Consider the following 21,504-nt stretch of genomic DNA (forward strand, 5'->3'; position numbering starts at 1 on the left):
TCACGAGCCCCCATGGATGGGTTTACGGCGCGTCCCGCGAACCCACACACCCCCGACCAGGCCAATGACAGCCGGCGCTGACGCTCTTCAGGGGCAGAGAAAAGCCAACAAAAAAACCCGCTGCACAAGCAGCGGGTTCTTCGATGTTGCCATTACGTCGCTGAAGCAAGCTCAATCAGAACTTGTAGTTCACACCCAGCATGTACGTGCGGCCCCACTCCACGTACTCCAGCGGTCGATCCTTCGTGCCAGCGTAGGTGCGATACGGCTCGTTGGTCAGATTGCTTCCCTGCAGCAACAGCGTCAGCCCATGCAGACTGCTGCTGTCCGCGAAGGTGTAGCTGACCTGCGCATCCGTCACGTTCTCACCGACCACATACCGCAGCGTCCGGTTGCCGTTGAAGTTGCCGATCTCACCGATGAAATCCGAACGGCGGCGCTGGCTCACGCGGGCCTCGAACCCACTGCGCTCGTAGTACGCCGTGAAGTTGTACACGCGCTCGGACAGGCCGGGCAGGCTGATCGGATCGCTGCCCACGCTGGACGCGCTTTCCGGATCCAGGATCTTGATGTCGCTGTCGTTGAACGTCGCACTGGCCTGCACGCCGAAGCCACGCAAGGTCTCGGTCAGCATCTCCAGCGGGAACGAGGCGGTCAGCTCCAGGCCCTTGAGCTTGCCACCCTGGCCGTTCTGCGGGGCCGAGAAGGTGCCGGTCGGCAGCACCGGCACGATCATGCCCGGCGGTGGTACGTAGCTGGCCAGCAGATCGCTGAAGTCGTAGTCATCGCGCGACTGCGTGTAGACGTAGGACTTCAGGTCCTTGAAGAACACCGCAGCCGCCACATACGCCTTTTCACCGAAGTACTTTTCGTAGGACAGATCGATCGCATTGGCGCGCCACGGATCCAGCAGCGGGTTGCCGCCGCTGCCGCCGGGCTTGCCGGTGGCGGTGTCCACGCCGAACTCCAGGCCGGCGCGCATCTGGTCCACGCGCGGGCGTGCCACCTGCTTGGCCACGGCGAAACGCAGCGTCTGCTGGTGCGGGAACATGAAGGCCAGGTTCAAGCTCGGCAGCCAATCGGTGTAGGTCTTGCCGTCATCGATCGGCAGGATGTTCTGGCCGTCCGGACGCGAGCGGTCGAAGTAGTTGGACTGCGAGCTCTGGTCGGTGCGCACCATCTGCACGCCGATGTTGCCGCGCAGGCCCACCTCGCCCAGGTCGGTGTTGATGTTGGCGCGGATCCAGGCGGTGCTGGTCTTTTCCTGCACCGTCCAGGCCTTGGGAATCAGGTAGTCCAGGTTGGTGACCGGGTTGAAGACCATGTAGCGGTCCACCGCGGCCGGGACGTTCCAGGCCGGGATGTAGCCGATGCCGGCGAAGCCCAGGTTGACCGGTGCGTACTGCAGGTCACCGGCGATGTTGGCATCGCCCTGGTCGCCGAGCAGGATGTTGCCCTCGGCCTGGGTCTTGTCCTTGCGGCGGTCGGCGTAGTTCACGCCCACGTCCACATCGGAGAACCACGGCAGCGAATCGGGCATCGCAAAGGTGGCCTGCAGGCGGGCGCCCTTCAGGCGGTCTTCGACCATCGGCACCTTGCCGTAGCCGGAGCCGTAGATGGTGTTGGTCAGGAACAGCGCGTCCGGGTTGGAATAGTCCAGCCCCGGGCTGATCTGCGAGAACCCGTCCGGCTTGACCACCACCCCGACCGAATCCAGCTGCGGCATCGGCGTGAGCTGCAGGTTGTTTTCCAGGTTCAGTTCGTTGCGCGTGGCCTTGGAGTAGTTCACATCGGCGACAACCTTGACCCGCTCGAAGTTGAACTCGTTGTTCCAGCCGAACGCGTCGATCTTGTCCTTGCGCTTGTTGTACATGCCGCGCACCAGCGGATACACGCCGGTCGCCACGCCGCCGGCGAAGGTGCCATCGGCGTTGATCTGCGGGTTGGTGATCAGCAGGCCCGGGGTATAGCCGCCGTTGTAGTTGCTGAGGTTGACCTCGAACTGGTTGGCGGTATCGATCTGCTCGGCTTCGGTGTGGAACGCATCCAGGGTGCTGGTCCACACGTTCGACGGGCGGAACTGGACGGTGGCCATCACGCCGTCGCGCTCGTTGTTACCGGTGCGGCGCAGCGCCTTGATGCCGTCGGAGAACACCGTGCCCGGGGCCAGGCCGGGGCGATTGCCCTGGTCGGTCTGCTCGGTGGTCCACGGTTCGTACAGCCCGACCTGGTTCTCCTGGATGGGCATGTCGCTGTGCGCGTAGCCGATCGAGATGCCCAAGGTGTTGTCTAGGAACTGGTCGATGTAGCTGGCGCTGAAGCGGTTGCCGTACGGATCGACATTGGCGGCCTTGCCCAGCGAGCTCTTCTGGTAGCGGCCGCTGATCGCGATCACGCGCTCGGCGAAGCTCAGCGGGCGCACGGTCTGCATGTCGATGGTGCCCGACAGGCCCTGGCCGACCAGGGCGGCGTCCGGGGTCTTGTACACGGTCACGCCGTTGACCAGCTCCGAAGGGTACTGATCGAACTCGACGCTGCGGTTGTCACCGGTGCTGACCACTTCGCGTCCATTGAGCAGCGTGGTGGCAAAGTCGGGCGACAGGCCGCGCACGCTGATCACCTGGGCACGCCCGGCCACCCGCTGGGCGGCCAGACCGGGCAGGCGGCCCAGCGATTCGGCGATGCTCACGTCGGGCAGCTTGCCGATGTCCTCGGCCGAAATCGCTTCGACCACCGAGGTCGCGTCCTGCTTGATCGCGATCGCGTTCTCGATGCCGCGGCGGATGCCGGTGACCTGGACGGTGTCCAGATTGGTCGCCGCGGTGCCGATCCGTGCAGTGGTGGTACTGGGTTCGGCGGTCTGCGCCGACGCCATCAACGGCGTCAGGGCGACGGCCAGCGCGAGACTCAGCGCGCTGCGCTTGCGGTTCAACATTTTCCCCTCCCAGGCAATGTTGCCAATCGATTTTTTGGTTGCCCGGAGGACCCGGGAGCGTCATGGCGCGGTGGCCGTTGACTGCGTGGCTATGGTAGGCAGCGCATCGGCTGTGGGAATCACCCTGCATACGTATTCAATGACGTTTGCAGCGTTGGAAGCGATTACAGGTGCGTTATTGCAGCCGCACCGGCGTACACGCGCCCGGTAGGTGCCGACCGTTGGTCGGCACGCCGCATCCACGCACGCGGCGCTGGCTGAGCGACTTACAACGGGGTAAAGCGGATCGCCTGGCCGCCGCCCGGTGCAAGCACCAGCGTCAGCGCGTCGGCGCTGGTGACCTCGCGCGTTTCGCGTACGAAGGCGAAGGGATTGCGGCGGAAATCCGCGCCGTCGCCATCGCGGTAGATCTCCGCGCGGTAGCGCACACCCGGCGCCAGGAAGCCCAGCGAGACCGGGAGCACGCGGCCGTGTTCATCGGTGATGCTGCCCAGGAACCAGTCGCGGCTGTGGCGGTCCTTGCGCACGATGGTGACGTAGTCGCCCACCTCGCCGTTGAGCACGCGGGTATCGTCCCAGTCCACCGCGACGTCCTCGATGAAGCGGAAGGCTTCGCGGTGCTGCTCGTAGTGCTCGGGCAGGTCGGCCGCCATCTGGATTGGGCTGTAGATCGTCACGTACAGCGCGAGCTGCCGGGCCAGCGTGCTGGGGATCGCCTGACCGCCGCGGCCCTTCAGACTCAGGATGCCGGGGGTGTAATCCATCGGTCCGGACAGCATTCGGGTGAACACCAGGTTGACCTCGTGCTCGGGCGGGTTCGGCGGTTGGCCCCAGGCGTTGTACTCCATGCCACGCGCGCCTTCGCGGGTGATCCAGTTCGGGTAGGTGCGGCGCAGGCCGGTGTCCTTGATCGGCTCGTGCGGATTCACCGCGATATGCCGCTTGGCTGCTTCCTGCACCACCTTGAGGTGATGGCGGGCCATGAACTGGCCGTCGTGCCACTCGCGCCACAGCGGCCCACCGGCCGGGTTGCGACGGTCGACCTGGCCGTCATCGCAGACATAGCCGCTCTTGAATGCATCCACGCCCAGCCGCGCATACAGATCCAACGCCGCGCCCAGCTGATCTTCGTAGTGTTCGATCGCGCAGCCGGTTTCATGGTGGCCGATCAGGTGTACGCCCTTCTTCGCGCCGTAAGCCGACAGTGCCTCGATATCGAAGTCCGCGGTGGGCCGGGTGAAATCGAAGGCATAACCATTGCCGACCCAGTCACCGTTCCAGCCGGGATTCCAGCCTTCCACCAGTACGCCACGGAAGCCATGCCGGGCGGCGAAGTCGATCACGCGTCGGGTCTCGGCGGTGGTCGCGGCGTGCCGCGGGCCGGTGGCCCAGCTCTCCTCATCCAGATGCATCGACCACCACACGCCCAGGTACTTGGAAGGCTTTACCCAGCTGACGTCGCCCAGCACATTGGGTTCGTTGAGGTTGAGGATCAGGCTGGATTCGACCAGCCCGCCGGCGGTGTCGCTGATCTGCAGCGTGCGCCAGGGGGTGTCGAAGGGCAGGTTTCGCCGCACTTTCCAGCCCTCGGCCGAGGGCGACAGCTGCGCGCGCAGGCGTTGGCCGTCGGTGCGGCGCAGCCACATGCCGGCGTAGTCCACCAGCGCGGCTTCGTGGATGGCGACATGCAGGCCATCGCGGCTGCGCAGCGTCATCGGCGTATGTGCCAGCGGCACCTGATCCAGCGGCGTGCGCTGGTAGAGATATTCGTAGTGAATCGGCTCACCGGCCGGAATCCACCAGGCGGTGGAGGTCGGCGCGATCGCGAACTCGGTCAGCTCATCGTCGATGATCGCCTCGCGCATGCCCGGCTGCTCGGGGAAGTGGTAGCGAAAGCCGAGGCCGTCGTCATAGACCCGGAACACCACATCGATGCGGCGCTTGGCGCCGCTGCGTTCGGCCAGCTGCACGACGACTTCGTTGAAGTGATTGCGGGTCAGCCGGCGCTCGCCCCAGGGCTGTTCCCAGGTTTCATCGACGCTGCGCGACTGCTGGCCCACCACGGCGAGATCCCGGTCCAGGCGGCCATCGCGCAGCTGGAAGCCGAGCTTGGAGCTGTCCACCACGGCCTCGCCGAAACGTTCAACCCGATAGCTGGGGTTGCCGCCGTCCAGTTGCAGCGACACGCGCAGTACCTTGCCGGGCGACTCGACGTTGGCGACAGTGACCGGTTCCGCCGAGACGGTGGCGCTGAATGCGCAGAGGATCCAGCCGAGCAGGGGCAGGCGACAACGTGCGAAAGGCCCGTTTGTTGGATGCGACAGTGACGGCATTTCCCCTCCCAAGGCGGCCGAAAACACCCCCGGACTATAGCGATGCGGTCACGATTGCCGACCGCTCTGGCCATGAATACGTATGCAGCTCGATGCAGGCTGCGGCGTGCCGTCTACCATGGGCCCAAGGCACCCTGGGAGGGGGCCGCGAGCGCATTGCCGCGAGGCGGTGCGGACCTACAACGCGAGCAAAGGGGAGGGAGGCAACAGGCGCGAGCCGGTTCGCCACTTCGATGCTGAAGATGATCTGCCTGACCGTTGCCCTCGGGGCAGCGATGGGGTCCACCGCACGTGCGGCCGACCTGGACTTCGATGGCCGCCATGCGCGTGCCGAGACCGCCGCTGAAGGTGGCTACCGTCTGCACGCACCGCAGGGCGAGGTGCGCGTCAACGCGCAGCCGATGCGCAGCGAGACCGGCAGTGTGCTGTTCGATGCGCTGTTCGGGCTGGCCCAGCAGGAGATGGATGCCGACCGCGTGGATGCGATCCGCGACCCGGCCTTCAATCACGGTAAGCCCGTGGACTGCGAGTGCTTCCAGACCGGCGAGCGCTGGCCCTATGTGTGGACCCGCGATGTGAGCTTCGCCGCCGATCTGGCGCTGTCGCGTCTGGATCCCGTACGCACGCGCCAGTCGCTGCAGTTCAAGCTGTCCACCGCACGCGATGGGCATACGCCCGGTCTGTTCGTGGCGCAGGACACCGGCTCCGGTGGCAGCTGGCCGATCAGCAGCGACCGCGTGGTGTGGTTCCTGGCCGCACGTGGGCTGCTGGATGACGCGGCCTTTGCCGAGCAGGTCTGGCAGGCACTGCAGGCCACCCTGGCACAGGATCGCGAGGCGGTGTTCGAGGCGCGGATCGGCCTGTATCGCGGCGAGACTTCGTTCCTGGATTGGCGCGAGCAGACCTATCCGGACTGGACCCGCGAGGATGTGCGCTTCATCGGCGAGTCCTTCGCGCTCTCCACCAACGTGCTGCATTACCAGGCGCTGCGACTGGCCGAGCAGCTGGCACGCCAGCGCGGCGACGCGCGCGCCACCACGTATGGCGAATGGGCCGATGCGCTGGCCCGCCAGATCGACGCACGCTTCTGGCGCGAGGAGGCTGGCCAGTACATGAGCTACATCGGCGAGGCGGCCCACCCGGTGCCGTACGCCAAGTACGACCTGCTCGCGCTCTCGCTGGGCGTGCTGGCCGATGTGTTTCCGGCCGATCGCGCACGCCGCGCGCTGGCGAACTACCCGGCCGCGGCCGGTGGCAGCCCGGTGGTCTGGCCGCAGGAAGCGCAGCAGCCGATCTACCACAACCGCGGCATCTGGCCCTTCGTCAGCGCGTACTCGCTGCGGGCAGCGCGCCGGTTGGACGATGCCCCGCGCATTGCCATGGAGATCGAATCGCTGATGCGCGGCACCGCGCTGGCCGGTTCCAACATGGAGAACTACGAGATGCGCACGCTGGCCGTGCATGTCGATGAAGGCGCCCTCAGCGGCCCGGTAGTCAATTCGCCGCGGCAGCTGTGGTCGGTGGCCGGGTACCTCTCGATGGTGCTGGAAGGGGTGTTCGGCGTGGAAGACGATGGCCGCATCGCGCCGAAGCTGCCGGTGTCGCTGGTGCCGACGCTGTTCGGTGCGCATGACCGCATCCGCCTGGACGATGGCAAACAGCGGTATGTGCTGGTGCGACCGAAGCAGCTTGCTGGCGAGCTGGTGGTGGCGGGTGATATCCAGCGCGAGGGCAGCACCACCACGGTGCAGCTGGTGCCGTTGCATGCGACGGGCGCGACACCATCACCGGCCATCCTGCGTCCCTCGGCGGTGTTCGCCCCGGCCACCCCAGCCACCCCGGTGCCGCGCGAAACGACGGCGGGCTGGCAGATCACGGTGCCTGCCGGGCACGTGCTGTGGCGCGACGGCCAGACGCTGGCGCCCACACGGGGTGTCGCCACGATTGCCCGGGACGGTGCCAGTCACTGCCTGAGCCTGACCCGCCGGGAGGGCGCGCTGGAATCGCTGCACAGCCCGATGACCTGCATCGGCCCGCAGCAGGTGCTGGCCGGCGACACGCACTGGCGGTGGACCGCACCGACCGCCGGCCGCTGGCGTGCACGCCTGCGCTACGACAACCCGAACGGCCCGATCAACACCGGCGTGACCGCGGCGGCGAAGACGCTGGTGCTGCAATGCGAGGGTCAACCGGAGCAGCGCCGCCCCATCGTGATGCCGCACAGCGTGGGCGAACAGGACTCCACGGCGGTTGAATTCGAGCTGCCGGCACGCGCCTGCCGCATCACGTTGGACGATGGCTTCAACATGAGCGCGTTGACCCACTTCGCGCAGTACAACGGCGGTAAGGGCGGCAGTGAGGGCGTGCTCAATCAGGCCCGCGTGTCCGCGCTGAGCCTGATGCCGGTCGCGGCCTCGACGGAGCCGCGCCGATGAGCCGGTCGCCCAAACCAACGCTGTCGTTCTGGCAGATCTGGAACATGTGCTTCGGCTTCCTCGGCATCCAGTTCGGCTTCGCGCTGCAGAACGCCAATGCCAGCCGCATCTTCGAGACGCTCGGCGCGCCGATGGATGCGGTGCCTGGGCTGTGGATCGCCGCGCCATTGACCGGCCTGCTGGTGCAGCCGGTGATCGGCTACCTGTCCGACCGCACCTGGACGCGCTGGGGCCGCCGCCGCCCGTTCTTCATGATCGGTGCGGTGCTGACCACGTTGGCCCTGCTGGTGATGCCGAACTCGCCGACGCTGTGGATCGCCGCGGGTACGCTGTGGGTACTGGATGCCTCGATCAACGTATCGATGGAGCCGTTCCGCGCGTTCGTCGGGGATCAGCTGGCCCCACGGCAACGGCCGACCGGCTTTGCGATGCAGAGCTTCTTCATCGGCATAGGTGCGATCGTCGCCAGCTTCCTGCCTTTCATCCTGGCCCACTTCGGCGTGGCCAACACGGCGGCCGCGGGGCAGGTGCCCGATACCGTGCGTTACGCGTTCTACTTCGGGGCCGCGGTGCTGCTCGCGGCGATCACCTGGACGGTGGTCAGCACCCGGGAATACTCGCCGGCCGAGCTGGCCAGCTTCGATGATGCCGAGCCGTCCGCCGTGCACCAGAGTGCGCGCGTGGCAGGACCGCCGCCGTGGGCGCAGATCGCCGGCTGGGTGGCGGTGGGCATCGTGCTGGCCGCCGCCATCGCGGCGCGGCAGGGTGACCGCATGCTGTATGTGTTGGCTGGCCTGTGCATCGCCTACGGCGTGCTGCTGGGTGTGGCGCGCTGTGTGCCGGGGGCGAACATGCTGGCCACCATCGTCGACGACCTGCGTGCGATGCCGCGCACCATGCGTCGCCTGGCCTGGGTGCAGTTCTTCTCGTGGTTCGCGCTGTTCGCGATGTGGATCTACACCACCGCCGCCGTCGCCGGCACCCATTTTGGTTCCACCGATACCGGCTCTGCCGCCTACAACGAGGGCGCCAACTGGGTCGGCGTACTGTTCGGTGCCTACAACGGCTTCGCGGCGTTGGCCGCGCTGCTGATTCCGCTGATGGTGCGCTCACTTGGCCTGCGCTGGAGCCACCTGGTCAACCTGTGGCTGGGCGGGCTGGGGTTGATCTCGATGTTGTTCATCCGTGATCCGCACTGGCTGCTGCTGTCGATGGTCGGCGTCGGTTTCGCCTGGGCGTCGATCCTCTCGTTGCCGTATGCACTGCTGTCCGACAGCGTGCCGGCGGCCAAGATGGGCATCTACATGGGCCTGTTCAATTTCTTCATCGTGATCCCGCAGCTGGTCGCGGCCAGTGCGCTTGGCTTCCTGCTGCGCACCTGGCTGGGCGGCGATCCGATGCACGTGCTCGCACTCGGGGGTGGCAGCCTGCTGCTGGCCGGCCTGTGCGTGCTGTATGTGCCATCCCAACAGGAGGTTGTCTGATGCCCCGGTATTCGTCGTTGTCGCTGGCCCTGTCATTCGCGCTGTCCGCCAGCCCCGCCCTGGCCATCGAACGCCCGGACTATGTCGGCACGCGCGAGCCGTTCGCCAGCCAGGCGGTCTACTTCGTGGTCACCGACCGCTTCGTCAACGGCGATCCGTCCAACGACCACCGCGACCAGGGCGGGGCGCATCCCACCTTCGATATCCCGGTGCCCTGCCCGGACAAGGTCGATGGCAATATCGGCTACCTCGGCGGCGACTTCAAGGGCGTGCTCGACAATGCCGCGTACATCCGCAACCTGGGCTTCGGCGCAGTGTGGATCACCCCGATCATCGACAACCCGGACCAGGCCTTCACCGGCAGCAAGCCGATCAGCTGCACCAGCACGCTGACCGACCGTGGCAAGACCGGCTACCACGGCTACTGGGGCGTCAACTTCTACACGCTCGACGAGCATCTGCCGAGCAAGGACCTGGACTTTGCCGCGTTCACCCGCGGCCTGCATGCCGCCGACCTGAAGGTAGTGCTGGATATCGTCGGCAACCATGGCTCGCCCGCGTGGACGATGCCGGTGGCGCAGCCGCAGTTCGGGCAGATCTTCGACAAGGATGGGCGCTTGATCGCCGACCATCAGAACCTCCCGCCGCAGCAGCTGGACCCGCTCCATAACCCGCTGCATGCGTTCTACAACAACATTGGCCCGGTCGACGGCAAGGACGGCTCGATCTTCGACGGCAACCTGGCCGAGCTGTCCGACTTCAACGAGCACAACCCGGCGGTGATGGACTATCTGGTCGGCGCCTACCTGCAATGGACCGCGCAGGGCGTGGATGCGCTGCGCATCGACACCATCGGCTGGCTGCCACACCCGTGGTGGCATGCCTTCGTCAACCGCATCCGGGCCGAGCATCCCGGCATGTTCATGTTCGGCGAAGCGTTCGACTACGACGCCAGCAAGATCGCCGAGCACACCTGGCCGGCCAACGCGAACGTCAGCGTGCTCGACTTCCCGCTGCGCGGCGCCCTGTCGTCCGTGTTCGGCAGGGAGCAGAAAGGCTTTGAGACCCTGGCCGAGCCGCTTCACCTGCTGGATGGGCCGTACGCCAATCCGTATGAGCTGATGAGTTTCTACGACAACCACGACATGGCCCGGCTGGATGCCAGCGATGCAGGGTTCATCGACGCCCACAACTGGCTTTTCACCGCGCGCGGCATTCCGGTGATCTATTACGGCTCGGAAACCGGCTTCATGCGCAGCCGTGCCGAGCATGCCGGCAACCGCGCCTACTTCGGCCAGCAGCGCGTCAACAACGCGCCGAACAGCCCGATCTATGCGCCGCTGCAGCGCATCGCCAAGCTGCGTGAGGCCACACCCGCACTGCAGCGTGGTCTGCAGGTCAACGAGCGGCTGCAGGGCGATGAAGCGGTGTTCTTCCGCGTGCTGCAGCAGGGCGATACCGCACAGACCGCCCTGGTCCTGCTCAACAAGGGCGACACCGCCCGCACCGTCGAGGTGCGCCGCTATCTGCAGGTCGGGACCTGGCGCGACGTGCTGGGTGGCGCCAGCCAGACGGTCACCGGCGCACTGAAGGCCGAGGTGCCTGCGCATGGCGTGCGCGTGTTCGTGCTGGATGCGCAGGTCGACCAGACAGCGCTACAGCAACAGTTGAAGGCGGCGATGGAGGACCAGCAGGCCCGCACGAAACGCCTGGCGAAGTAGCCGGGGAATGCCCGGTCTGCCGTTCGCGGTGGGCCGGGCACTACAATCGGGCTCGCGATCGCGCACTGCGGTCCTTCCGAGTACGCTTTCCATGTCACGCCTGTCCCTGCGCCCCGCAACGCCCGACGACGCCGAACGCCTGTTCCATCTGATGCAGTTCTACTACTTCGAGGCGTCGGCCTGGAGCGGAGAAGAAGTACGCTCCGACGGCCTGTTCGACTGTGATCGGAGCGATGTCGAGGCCTCCCTGCGCAACGCCCCGCAGTGGGCGCGGTTGTTGTTCGTCGACGAGGCGCTCGCCGGCTTCGTGCTGGTGGACCGGGTGGAACGGGACGGCCACCACTATCCTGAACTGGCCGACCTCTTCGTGCTGCCCAAGTACCGGCGGCAAGGGTTGGCCGCGTATGTGGTCAACGCACTGGTGCGTCCCGGCGAGGGGCAATGGCTGCTCGCAGTGTTCCGCGGCGACGTGGCTGCGCATGCCCACTGGCTGCGGACCCTGCCGCGTCTTGGTCTGCCCCACGTCGCGCTGGCCGACGATGACCCGCGGTTCCATCTCTACCTGATCGGCGGTCCACCCAGCCTGTAGTGCCGGCCGCTGGCCGGCTCCCGACACGCCCGGCGGTACACTAGCGGCCCCCACCCACACCCCCGCATTCCATGAACGACGCTGCCCCCCAGACCCCGATCGAAACGCTGCTCAAGACCGCGATGGACGGTCAGCTGCCGATCGGCCTGTTCATGAAGGCCTTCGTCGCCTCCGAGGTGGTGTTGCTCACCGGCAGCCTGGTGACGCCGGATGGCAGCGGTTTCGATCCGCTGCTGTTCGACAAGCAGGGCGTGCTGCACGTGTCCGTGTTCACCGATATGAGCCGCGTCGGTGTCCACAGTCAGCAGGCCCCGCATACCATCCGCATGCTGATGCTGGAGGTGCTCAAGCGCGTCCCCGGCGGCTACGGCGTGGTGATCAATCCGGGCACCTCGCTGGGCTTTGAAATCTCGCCGTCCGGCGTCGGCGAAATCCTCAAGGACTTCGCTGACGCCCCGCGCTGACGCTGCGTTTTACTGCAGCGTCACCTTCCGCCGGTTATCCGACGACACCCGATCGATCAGTTTGTTGTACGGATCAAAGCCCGCCTCATCCGGCTTGCCCTCCACCGTCACCGTGATGGAGGGATTGGCCTCGGTGACGTGGTGGCGCTGCAGGTACAGCACCTTCTGATCGCGCTCCTTGCCCGACGGCGCATTGGCGAACACGCCCACCTCGATCCAGTCGTCCATCGTACCGGCGGTCTCCTTGCCGCCACCGTCGGCATAGCGCTTCTCGGCGTGCAGCTTCAAGGTGACGTCGTACTTTCCATCGGCACGCTTCTGCACGCTCGCGGTGAGGACACGGTTGTCGTAGAAGCTGATCTTCTCGAACAGGTCCGTCACCAGCTGCTGACGGTCGGCCGGGGTCTCGGCGCGGAGGTAGGCGAGCAGTTCGGTGGAGGTGGTGTAGGGCGGCGGCTGGAAGCCCTTGTCCTGCAGATAGCGCTTGAGGGCGCGATTGAGGGCGGCTTCGCCGATCTCCTCACGCAGCCGGTAGAACGCCAGCGAGCCCTTGCGGTAGTGGATGTACTGCTGGTTCTCCACCCGTGCCAGCGGCAGTTCTTCCACGCCTTCGCCACCACGCCCGGACAGGTACCCGTCCAGCTCGTTCTTGAGGAACTGGCGCATGTGCTGTCGGCCGTACTCCTTCTCCATCACCATCAGCGCCGAGTACTGCGACAGCGACTCGGACAGCATCGTGGCGCCCTGTACGTTGGCACCGATCACCTGGTGCGCCCACCACTGGTGTGCGATCTCATGTGCGGTGACATAGAACACGTAGTCCACCTTGTCCGGATCGCGCAGGTCGGCGATGAAACCGATCGATTCGGAGTAGGGGATCGTGTTGGCGAAGGACTGCGCGAAGCTCTGGTAGCCCGGGAATTCGATGATGCGCACCTGACGGTGCTGGTAGGGCGTGAAGTTGGCTTCGTAATACGCCAGCGACTTCTGCACCGCATCGATCATGCGGTCCACGTTGTAGCCGTGCTGGGGGTCGTAGTAGATCTCGACCGGAATGCCCTTGTAGGCCGCGCGTTTCACTTCCCAGCGGGCAGACAGGTAGGCGTAGAAGTTCAGCATCGGCCGGTCCATGGCATAGCTGAAGCAGCGGCGGCCGTTCACGGTCGTCTCCCGCACCAGGTATCCCGGTGCCAGCGCAACCTGGTCCGGCGCGGTGCAGATGGTGCTGCGGAAGTCCAGCCAGTCGGCATCGTCGCTGACGTAGTTGTTGGCGCGTGCGGCCTGGTCCTCCAACTTGGGCATGCGGGTCGGCTCGCCAAGGCCGCGCTTGCGACGCTCGTTGCGGTCGGTGATCTGTACGCGCTGGTTGTAGCCGAACGACGGCAGATCGCTGCTGTTGAAGAAGGTGCCGTTGTCGACCAGGTTGGTCGGTGCCTGATGCGCGGTGATGCCGTCCGGATGCTGGTTGATGCGGAAGTGGATACGGCGTTCCTCACCGGGCTGCAGCGGCTTGGCCAGCCGGTAGATGCGATAGCCCAGATCAGCGTCGTGCATGGACAACGTTTCGCCCCCCAGGTCGACCAGGGTCAACTGCCTGTCATCGTCCATCGACACATGGATCTGATCGATGGGCGCGGCATGGGTATTGCGCACCGTCCAGTAAGCATCGACGACCATCGACTGGGTTTCCGGCGACAGGTCGATCCGGTTGTCCACCGCCACGATGCGTGGCTGCGGCACATCACGGTAGCGCGACAGATCGCGTTCGTAGCGGGCCTGCAGGTCCAGCTGCTGATCGGGCGAGCGGAACTCGTTGCGGATGTTGGTGCTCCAGTACAGCCAGCCACCCACCCCGATGAAGGCCAACGTGGCCACCACTGCACCGAGTCCAGTCGGGCCGCGCAGGCGGCGCCCGGCCAGCACCAGCCGCTGCCGCACACCATTGCCGACGCCGCGTACCCAGAAGGCCGAGGCGACGCACAACAGGGCCAGCAGGAACAGCGCCCAATACCCTTGGAACGCCAGTTGCCCCGGCAGGAAGTGACCGTAGCCGTTCATGTCCGAGTACGGCGCGATCGGCCAGCTGCCGAAGTTGTACAGGTTCTGCGTGTAGTCGAGCATGCCCAGCACCGCCTGCCCGATCATCACCACGATCAGCAGTGCGTAGCCGACGAACTTGTTGTTGGTCAGCACCTGCAGCACCAGCGCCAGCCCACCCATCAGCAGATAGACCACCGAATCCAGCGCGAGCATCTTGAGATACACCAGCGGCTCGATGTGGGTGTAGCCCTTGGCCAGCTGCACGCCGATCGCGGCCAGCGCGCCGATGGCCTGGAAGCAGGCGATCACCGCCACCAGCGTGGCGAACTTGGCCAGCAACGGCACCCAGTTGGGCACCGGCATCGCATCGGTGACGTCACTGATGCGGGCGGTGCGTTCCTTCCAGACCAGCTCGCCGGCGAAGAACAGCACGATGATGATCAGCAGCCAGCTGTAGGTGCCTTGCAGCGCGGTCAGCATTTCGGAGGTGACCGGCCAGATGGGCGTGCCATACATCGTCTGGCGGAACAGGGCGCCGGGCAGGAAGTTGCACAGCCCCAGCACCAGCAGTACCAGGAAGGGCACGCTGCGCACCACGCCAGCCGTATCGAAGCGAACCTGATGCAGGAACTGGCGCCAGGCGGTGCCGACACCGCTGCCGGGCACCACGCGTGGCACCGTGACCTGGGCCGGGCGCAGCGACGGGGTGCTCGTTGCCGCGGCGGCTTTACGGCCCCAGCGACGACCGGCACTGCCGCTGCGCTCGGTGCGGAACAAGGCAAACGTCGCGGCGAACAGCGCTGCCGCCACACCCAGCCACAGCGCACGGTTGGCCAGTAGTTGCCCGGCGACGGCAGGCAAGCCGGAGTTGCGTTCGGCCACCGACCAGTAACGGATGGTCCGCGACAACGCGCGCAGGCCGAGCGGCTCGCTCAGCACCGCAATCCAGGTGTTGTCGATGTCCCGGAGCAGGGCCGCGCTGACGCCGTACAGCACGAAGTAGGCGATCACGCCGATGTAGACCCACAGGATCGAGCGGGTGGTGGCCGCCAGCAAGGCCAGCAGGGCCGTGGTGAAGATCAGGTTCGGAATCACGATGACACCGAATGCCCAGACATAGCTGTACAGCGAGACCGGGCCCATACGGGCCGGATCGACCCAGGGCATGAACGGCCCCAGCGCCATGCCGGCGGCAATGATCACGTACACCAGCAGCCCGCTGACCAGCGCGGCGCCGATGCGTCCGGCCAGGTAATCGCGGCGTTTGATCGGGCTGGCGAAGATCAATTCGGCGGTGCCGAGATCGAAGTCGCGCAGCAGTGCATTGCTGACGAACAGCGTGGAGACCAGCATGCCGAGCAGAGTGAAGATGCCCAGCATCGAAGCGATGACGGTCGGTGCATTGCTGTGCACGTTGCCGGTGCCACCGCCGATCTGTATCGCGTCGGACGACGCGGCACCGAAGGCCATCAAGGCGAACAGGCCCGCCAGCAGCCACAGCAGCGGGGAACGGAGCTGCTCGCGCAGCTCGAAACGGAAGAAGGCAGCGATCATGGGCCGGCTCCGGTCAGGCGGCCCGCGACTGCAGGCGCAGTCGCTGGAAATAGACGTCTTCCAGATCGGGAGCCACGGCTGCGAAGCCGTCGCCGGGGTCGTTCGCGCTGTGTACGTGGATCACCGGCCGCCCACCGACCAGGCGCGTGGACAGCACCACATGGTTGGTCTCATACGTGGGCAGTTCGGCAACGTCGACCTGCTTGCGCCAGACCTGGTGCTGCAGCGCATCGATCGCATCGCTGGGTTTGCCGGTCAGCAGCACCTGTCCCTTGTTCATGATGGCCATGTTCGGGCAGAGGTCGGTGACATCTTCGACGATGTGCGTGGACAGGATCACCGCCACGTTCTCGCCGATCGCCGCGAGCAGGTTGAGGAAGCGGTTGCGCTCTTCCGGGTCCAGGCCAGCGGTGGGCTCATCGACGATCACCAGGCGCGGATCGCCGAGCAGCGCCTGCGCGATGCCGAAGCGCTGGCGCATGCCGCCGGAGTAAGTGCCGAGCTTGCGCTTGCGCGCATCCCACAGGTTGACCTGCTGCAGCAGCGCCTCGACCACCTCACGGCGCTGGCCCTTCTGGGTGATGCCCTTGAGTACCGCGAAATGGTTGAGCAGGTCCAGCGCGCTGACCTTGGGATACACGCCGAAGTCCTGCGGGAGGTAGCCCAGCCGGCGCCGTACCGCATCCTTGTCGCGCAGCACGTCGATGGCCGCCTCACCGGGAATCGACAGCGTCGCCGAGCCGCTGTCGGCCTCCTGCAGCGTGGACAAGGTGCGCATCAGCGAGGACTTGCCGGCGCCGTTGGGCCCGAGCAGACCGAACATGCCGCGGGGCACATCGAGCGTCACACCGGCGAGGGCATGGACACCATTGGCGTACGTCTTGGACAGCGCGCGGATCTCAAGCATGTGGCCACTTCCCCTGGGAGATAGCGCGGTTATCCGCCCTATTCAGGTAGGCCGCATCCGCCGTAAGTCATGGGTGCTTCTGGACACGTGTGCGCCACCGAGCGGCCAGCCATGACGCAGCCACGCAGCCTGCGGCCACCAGCAGCCAGCCGGATGCCGTTGGCCCCGCGCTCTGCTTGATCGCGCCCCACCACGCCGGGCCGAACATCGCCCCGATGGCCAGGACGGCGAGGGCCAACAAGGCAAGCAATACCCGCGACACCCAACGTTCGATACCGGCGTCATGCCGGGCAATGCGCAGCGTGACATCACGGGCGAAGCGCATCGGCGGTCCACTCTGCGGGGCCGAAGCGATCGCCTGGGCGATGCGCAGGTAGTCGGTGGCGTCCGGCGCAGCGCGCTGGCCGCTGAGGGCGGCGCGCAGCGCATCCTCCTGGGCCTGCCATTCCTCGGGATCGATGCGGGGATCGTCTGCGCTGCTCATGCGGGCACTCCAATGCGGGATTCGAGCAGTTCGCGCAACCGCTTGCGGCTGCGGAACAGGTGGCTCTTGATGGTGCCTTCGGCCAGCTCGGTCAGGGTGGCGATCTCGGCGATGGAGATCTCCTCCAGGTGATAAAGCGTGAGCAGGGTGCGCTGCAGGGGCGGCAAGCCGTCGATCGCAGCGTACAGGTGGGCGTTGATGTCCTGCTCGCTGGTCAAGGCTTCCAGATCGATGCCATCGCCGATCTGTTCGATCAATGCGGTGCCGTCCTCGCCCATGGTGTTCTCCACCAGCGGAATGCGGCGCCGTTCCAGGTGGCGCTTGGCGATCGAATAGGCGACCTGCGCCACCCAGGATTTCAACGCGCTCTCGCCGCGGTACTGATACAGCGTCTGATGGATGCGCAGGAAGGTTTCCTGGCACAGCTCGCGGGTGTCGTCGGGGTGGCGGACCATGCGGTCGACCACGCGCCAGCACAGCCCTTGATACTCCCGCACCAGCTGCTCGAACGCCCCGGGCTGCCGCGACAGAATGGCGGCGACCAGTGCCCGGTCGGCGTCGAGACAGTCGGCAGGGGTGGGCGGCGGGGTGCGCATCCCCATAGGGATACGTCGAGTGCGCCATCGGTTGCAACCGTGCTCCGTGCAACCCATTCCGCCCTGGCCGTATCTCAGTGGACAAGCCCCTCCTCAACGGAACGAACGCACCATGGATTACAACCTGATTCTTCCCGTCGTCCTGATCCTGGGCATCGTGTATGCCATCAAGAGCGTGGTCGATGGCCACACCCGCCGCCGGATCGTTGAAGCCCGCGGTTCGGAAGAGCTGGTGCGCTCGCTGCTGGCCGGCGACACCACCAAGCGGCGGCTGGCCGCGCTGCATTGGGGCTGCGTGTTGCTGACCCTGGCGCTGGCATTCGGCCTGGTCGATCTGCTCGGTATCGACCGGGTCACCCCTGGCGCGATCGCCCTGCTGCTCGGTGCGACCGGGCTGGGCAACGTGGTGTACTTCGTGCTCGATCGCCGCCTGAAGTAAGCCCGCCATCCTGCCGCCCGCGTCGCCGGCGGCTCCCCTGCAACAGGACCTCGAATGAAACGCATCCTGGCACTCTGTGCCGGCGTTGCCGTGGCCGTGATGTCTCCGGTGCGCGCTGCCACGCCTGTCGATTTTGCCCCGCTGTCCTCCCTCATCGAACAGACCAAGGCGGCCACGGGCCTGCCTTCGGGTACCGCGGTCGTGGTGGTGAAGGACGGCAAGGTGATCCATGAAGGCTACTACGGCCTGGCGGATATCGGGGCCGGCACGCCGGTCACGGCTGACACTGTCTTCTACATCGCCTCGGCGACCAAGCCGTTCTTCGCGCTGAACGCCCTGCACAAGCAGGCCGCCGGCGAGCTCGACATGGCGATGTCACTCCAGCAGATGTTTCCGCAAACACGCTTCGATGGTCTGGAGGCCGAGGCGATCACCGTCGGCGATCTGCTCACGCACACGGCCGGCGTGGACAACACTGCCCTGGTCTGGGCCACCGCCTTCAGCGGCGTGCACGACAGCGCCTCGCGGCGGGCGCTGGTGGGTGCGACGCGGCGCGATCCGGACGCGGCGCACGGCACCTTCCGCTATACCAACCTGGGCTACAACCTGCTCAGCATCTGGATGGACCAGCACGACGGCCTGCCGTGGCAGGACCAGCTGCAGCACACGCTGTTCGATCCGTTGGGCATGCGGCACACGAGTACCCGGATCAGCACTGCCGAGGCGGCCGGCTGGCCCATGGCCACGCCTTACTCGCTGGCCAGTGCGCAGCCGACCACGCCGCTGTATCTGCGCAAAGCGGACGACACGATGCAGGCGGCCGGCGGCATGGTCGCCACCGCGCCGGACCTGGCGCGGTTCCTGATCGCGCAGTTACCGGGGGAGGGCAACACCGCCCTAGCCCGGCAGGTAATCACCCGCTCGCAGCAGCGTCAGGTCGCGCTGGACGCGAGCTATCTGGATTTCGCGCGCGACGGCTACGCGTGGGGCTGGTACACCGGTCCGTACAAGGGCCACCCACTGCTGCACCACTTCGGTGGATTCGCCGGCTTCCACGCGCATCTGTCGTTCATGCCGGACCAGAACATCGCGCTGGTCGTGCTCAACAACGAGGACGTGCTGGGCGCGCCGCTGACCAACCTCATCGCCGATCACGTGTATGGCCTGCTGTTGCACGAGCCCGGGATCGCGTCGAGCTCCGCCGCCCGCTTCCTGGCGCTGCAGGCAAAGGCGGCCCAGATGCAGGCGAACGTGGCGCGCCAGCGCGAGGCGATCCAGTCACGCCCCTGGCGGCGGTCCTTGCCGCGCGACCATTTCGTGGGCCGATTCGTCCATCCGCTGCTCGGCGAGGTAAGGGTCGACGCGGCAGGTGACCAGGCGCTGCGGCTGCGCTGGGGGCGGCTGGACGCCGTCGCCAGTGCAGGCGAACAGAGGGATCAGGGGCGCGTTGAACTCGTCCCCGGTTCGGGGAGCTGGCTGACCTTCCAGGTGGGAGAGGGCCAGGTACGGTCGCTTACGTTCGAGACCCTGACCTTCCAGCGCGTGCCCTGAGCCAGGCTCAGCCGCGCAGCGAGGAGTCCCGCAGCACCTGCTTGACCGCGATGCTCTCGCCCTCCACCGGCTTGCCCTCGATCAGCGCCAGCAGCTTCTCCACCAGCAGGTGCCCGGCCTGCTTGGTGTCCTGCTGCACGGTGGACAGCGGTGGGGAGACCGAGGCGGCCAGCGGGATGTCATCGAAACCGGTGACCGCCACGTCCTCGGGCACGCGCAGGCCGTGCTCGCGCAGGGCGCGCATCGCACCGATCGCGATCAGGTCGCTGGCCGCGCACAGCCCATCGATACGTTCGCCGCGCGCCAATAGCGCCTGGCAGGCATCGAAGCCGGACTGCTCGGTGGTGATCGCATCGTGCTGCAGGGACGGCTCGGCGGTGAGGCCGCGTGCCTGCATCGCCTCGACGTGGCCGCGGTAGCGCTGCTCGAACTCGGGATAGTGGCTGGAAGCATGGCCGACGAAGGCGATCCGGCGGCAGCCCTGGTCGAGCAGGTGCGCGGTGATGTCGAAGCCGCCCTGGAAATTGTCGCTGCCGATCGAGACACCGGGCTGATCGGGCAGGGAAGCACCCCAGCGCACGAAGTGGGTGCCTTGCTCGACCAGCCGCTGCAGGCGCTCGCGCGACTCGTGGTAGTCGCCGTAGCCGAGCAGGATGATGCCGTCGGCCTTGTTGCTGTCCTCGTAATCGGCCTGCCAGTCGGTGGACAGCTGCTGGAAGGAGACCAGCAGGTCGTAGCCGCGCAGCGCGCAGGCCCGGGTGATCGAGCCGAGCATGGCGTGGAAGAACGGGTTGATCAGCGAGTCGTCGTTGGTGGGGTCTTCGAAGAACAGCAGCGCCAGCGTGCCGGCATTGCGCAGGCGCAGGCTGGAGGCATTCTTGTCGACCTTGTAATTCAGCTCCCGGGCAATGGCCAGGATCCGCTGCCGGGTCTCGGCGTTGACCATCGGGCTGCCGCGCAGCGCCCGCGACACCGTGGGCTGGGAGACGCCGGCCAGGTGGGCGATATCGAGGGAGGTGGCTTTGCCGCGGATGGTCATTTCAGCAGGGGGTGAGGCAGTGAAGGGACATCATGCCATGCGCTGCCAGGGCTGGGCCTGTCGCCGGGACGGTCAGGCTGGCCGGGGCCTGGCGGCAGTCGGCGTAACGGTCGTCACCCTTGCCGCGTATGGCTCGAGCAGGTTTCCGGTCGCTGCCGGGCGGAATTCCGACAGGGTCGGGGACGGCGGCAATGATAAGATGGTGCAATCTGGATCCCCCCAATTTTCCCAAGGGCGGCCCGGCAGATCTGCACCCCGCCCGGGGCTGTGATATGACTGCGGCCTGCCCTCGGACAACGGAAGAGCAACCCTATGGCGCGCGGCATCAATAAAGTCATCCTGGTCGGCAACCTCGGCAACGACCCGGACGTGAAGTACACCCAGGGCGGTATGGCGATCACCCGCATCAGCCTGGCCACCACCAGCGTCCGCAAGGACAAGGATGGCAACCAGCAGGAGCGTACCGAATGGCACCGCGTGGTGTTCTTCGGCAAGCTCGGCGAGATCGCCGGTGAATACCTGCGCAAGGGCAGCTCGGTCTACGTCGAAGGCAGCCTGCGTTACGACAAGTACACCGGCCAGGATGGCGTGGAGAAGTACTCCACCGACATCATCGCCGATGAAATGCAGATGCTCGGCGGCCGTGAGGGCGGCGGTGGCGGTGGTGCCGGTGGCGAACGTCCGCAGCGCCAGCAGGCCCCGCGCCAGGAGTACGGCGGTGGTGGCGGTGGCGGTGGCGGTGGTCAGCGCGGCGGCGGTGGTGGTGGCTACGGCCAGCAGCGCCCGCAGCAGCAGGCCCCGCAGCAGTCCGCGCCGCCGATGGACGACTTTGCGGATGACGATATTCCGTTCTGATTTCCAGCCGTCAGTTCGCGTTTGAATAAACCCCAGTAAGCCGGTGTGCTTACTGGGGTTTTCTCGTTTGGGCGGCGT

At 66.4% G+C, this 21,504-nt stretch carries 15 protein-coding genes; 8 read left to right on the plus strand and 7 right to left on the minus strand.

The annotated features are described in order from the left end of the window. Positions 1 to 175 precede the first annotated feature (175 nt). The gene (locus ABE472_RS12460) at positions 176 to 2,935 is read right to left on the minus strand and encodes a TonB-dependent receptor (RefSeq protein ID WP_346466311.1); all 2,760 of its coding nucleotides are present in this window, start codon (positions 2,933 to 2,935) and stop codon (positions 176 to 178) included. Positions 2,936 to 3,201: 266 nt separating this feature from the next. Continuing rightward, positions 3,202 to 5,268 carry a glycoside hydrolase family 97 protein gene (locus ABE472_RS12465; RefSeq protein ID WP_346466312.1) on the minus strand — a complete coding sequence of 689 codons (2,067 nt, stop codon included), beginning with the start codon at positions 5,266 to 5,268 and terminating at the stop codon, positions 3,202 to 3,204. 233 nt (positions 5,269 to 5,501) lie between these two features. On the opposite strand from ABE472_RS12465, the gene ABE472_RS12470 reads away from it, so the two are divergent. From ABE472_RS12470 to ABE472_RS12490, 5 genes are all read left to right on the plus strand, one after another. Further along, the gene (locus ABE472_RS12470) at positions 5,502 to 7,703 is read left to right on the plus strand and encodes a Six-hairpin glycosidase-like protein (protein ID WP_346466313.1); all 2,202 of its coding nucleotides are present in this window, start codon (positions 5,502 to 5,504) and stop codon (positions 7,701 to 7,703) included. Then, entirely contained in the window at positions 7,700 to 9,187 is a 1,488-nt protein-coding gene (locus tag ABE472_RS12475) for an MFS transporter (protein ID WP_346466314.1), read from the plus strand. Before ABE472_RS12470 ends, ABE472_RS12475 begins: the two co-directional genes overlap by 4 nt. Then, positions 9,187 to 10,908 carry an alpha-amylase family glycosyl hydrolase gene (locus ABE472_RS12480; protein ID WP_346466315.1) on the plus strand — a complete coding sequence of 574 codons (1,722 nt, stop codon included), beginning with the start codon at positions 9,187 to 9,189 and terminating at the stop codon, positions 10,906 to 10,908. Before ABE472_RS12475 ends, ABE472_RS12480 begins: the two co-directional genes overlap by 1 nt. A gap of 91 nt (positions 10,909 to 10,999) precedes the next feature. Further along, positions 11,000 to 11,497 (plus strand): GNAT family N-acetyltransferase, encoded by a 498-nt coding sequence (locus tag ABE472_RS12485; RefSeq protein ID WP_313212077.1) that lies wholly within the window; start codon positions 11,000 to 11,002, stop codon positions 11,495 to 11,497. A gap of 71 nt (positions 11,498 to 11,568) precedes the next feature. Beyond that, a complete protein-coding gene (locus ABE472_RS12490; protein WP_346466316.1) occupies positions 11,569 to 11,961 on the plus strand; it encodes an SseB family protein in 393 nt (130 codons plus the stop codon). A gap of 9 nt (positions 11,962 to 11,970) precedes the next feature. Here ABE472_RS12490 and ABE472_RS12495 read toward each other — a convergent pair whose 3' ends face one another. From ABE472_RS12495 to ABE472_RS12510, 4 genes are all read right to left on the minus strand, one after another. Further along, positions 11,971 to 15,555 (minus strand): M1 family aminopeptidase, encoded by a 3,585-nt coding sequence (locus ABE472_RS12495; RefSeq protein ID WP_346466317.1) that lies wholly within the window; start codon positions 15,553 to 15,555, stop codon positions 11,971 to 11,973. A 13-nt stretch (positions 15,556 to 15,568) separates the two neighbouring features. Then, on the minus strand, positions 15,569 to 16,462 hold the full coding sequence (locus ABE472_RS12500) for an ABC transporter ATP-binding protein (RefSeq protein WP_313217527.1): 894 nt from the start codon (positions 16,460 to 16,462) through the stop codon (positions 15,569 to 15,571). Positions 16,463 to 16,529: 67 nt separating this feature from the next. Then, positions 16,530 to 16,946: a hypothetical protein gene (locus tag ABE472_RS12505; RefSeq protein WP_346466318.1), complete on the minus strand. Its 417-nt coding sequence runs from the start codon at positions 16,944 to 16,946 to the stop codon at positions 16,530 to 16,532. Beyond that, positions 16,943 to 17,542: a sigma-70 family RNA polymerase sigma factor gene (locus ABE472_RS12510; RefSeq protein WP_346466319.1), complete on the minus strand. Its 600-nt coding sequence runs from the start codon at positions 17,540 to 17,542 to the stop codon at positions 16,943 to 16,945. Before ABE472_RS12510 ends, ABE472_RS12505 begins: the two co-directional genes overlap by 4 nt. Before the next feature lie 112 nt (positions 17,543 to 17,654). On the opposite strand from ABE472_RS12510, the gene ABE472_RS12515 reads away from it, so the two are divergent. Beyond that, positions 17,655 to 17,981, plus strand: a complete 327-nt coding sequence (locus ABE472_RS12515) for a hypothetical protein (protein WP_313217531.1) — start codon at positions 17,655 to 17,657, stop codon at positions 17,979 to 17,981. A 54-nt stretch (positions 17,982 to 18,035) separates the two neighbouring features. Then, entirely contained in the window at positions 18,036 to 19,532 is a 1,497-nt protein-coding gene (locus ABE472_RS12520) for a serine hydrolase domain-containing protein (protein WP_346466320.1), read from the plus strand. Positions 19,533 to 19,539: 7 nt separating this feature from the next. Here ABE472_RS12520 and ABE472_RS12525 read toward each other — a convergent pair whose 3' ends face one another. Next, positions 19,540 to 20,571, minus strand: coding sequence for a LacI family DNA-binding transcriptional regulator (locus tag ABE472_RS12525; RefSeq protein ID WP_313212067.1), 1,032 nt, complete (start codon positions 20,569 to 20,571; stop codon positions 19,540 to 19,542). 312 nt (positions 20,572 to 20,883) lie between these two features. Here ABE472_RS12525 and ABE472_RS12530 point away from each other — a divergent pair, with 312 nt between their 5' ends. After that, entirely contained in the window at positions 20,884 to 21,426 is a 543-nt protein-coding gene (locus tag ABE472_RS12530) for a single-stranded DNA-binding protein (RefSeq protein ID WP_088435225.1), read from the plus strand. Positions 21,427 to 21,504: the final 78 nt, after the last annotated feature.

Origin of the sequence: Stenotrophomonas sp. TWI809 (assembly GCF_039673205.1) — a bacterium.
GTDB lineage: Bacteria > Pseudomonadota > Gammaproteobacteria > Xanthomonadales > Xanthomonadaceae > Stenotrophomonas.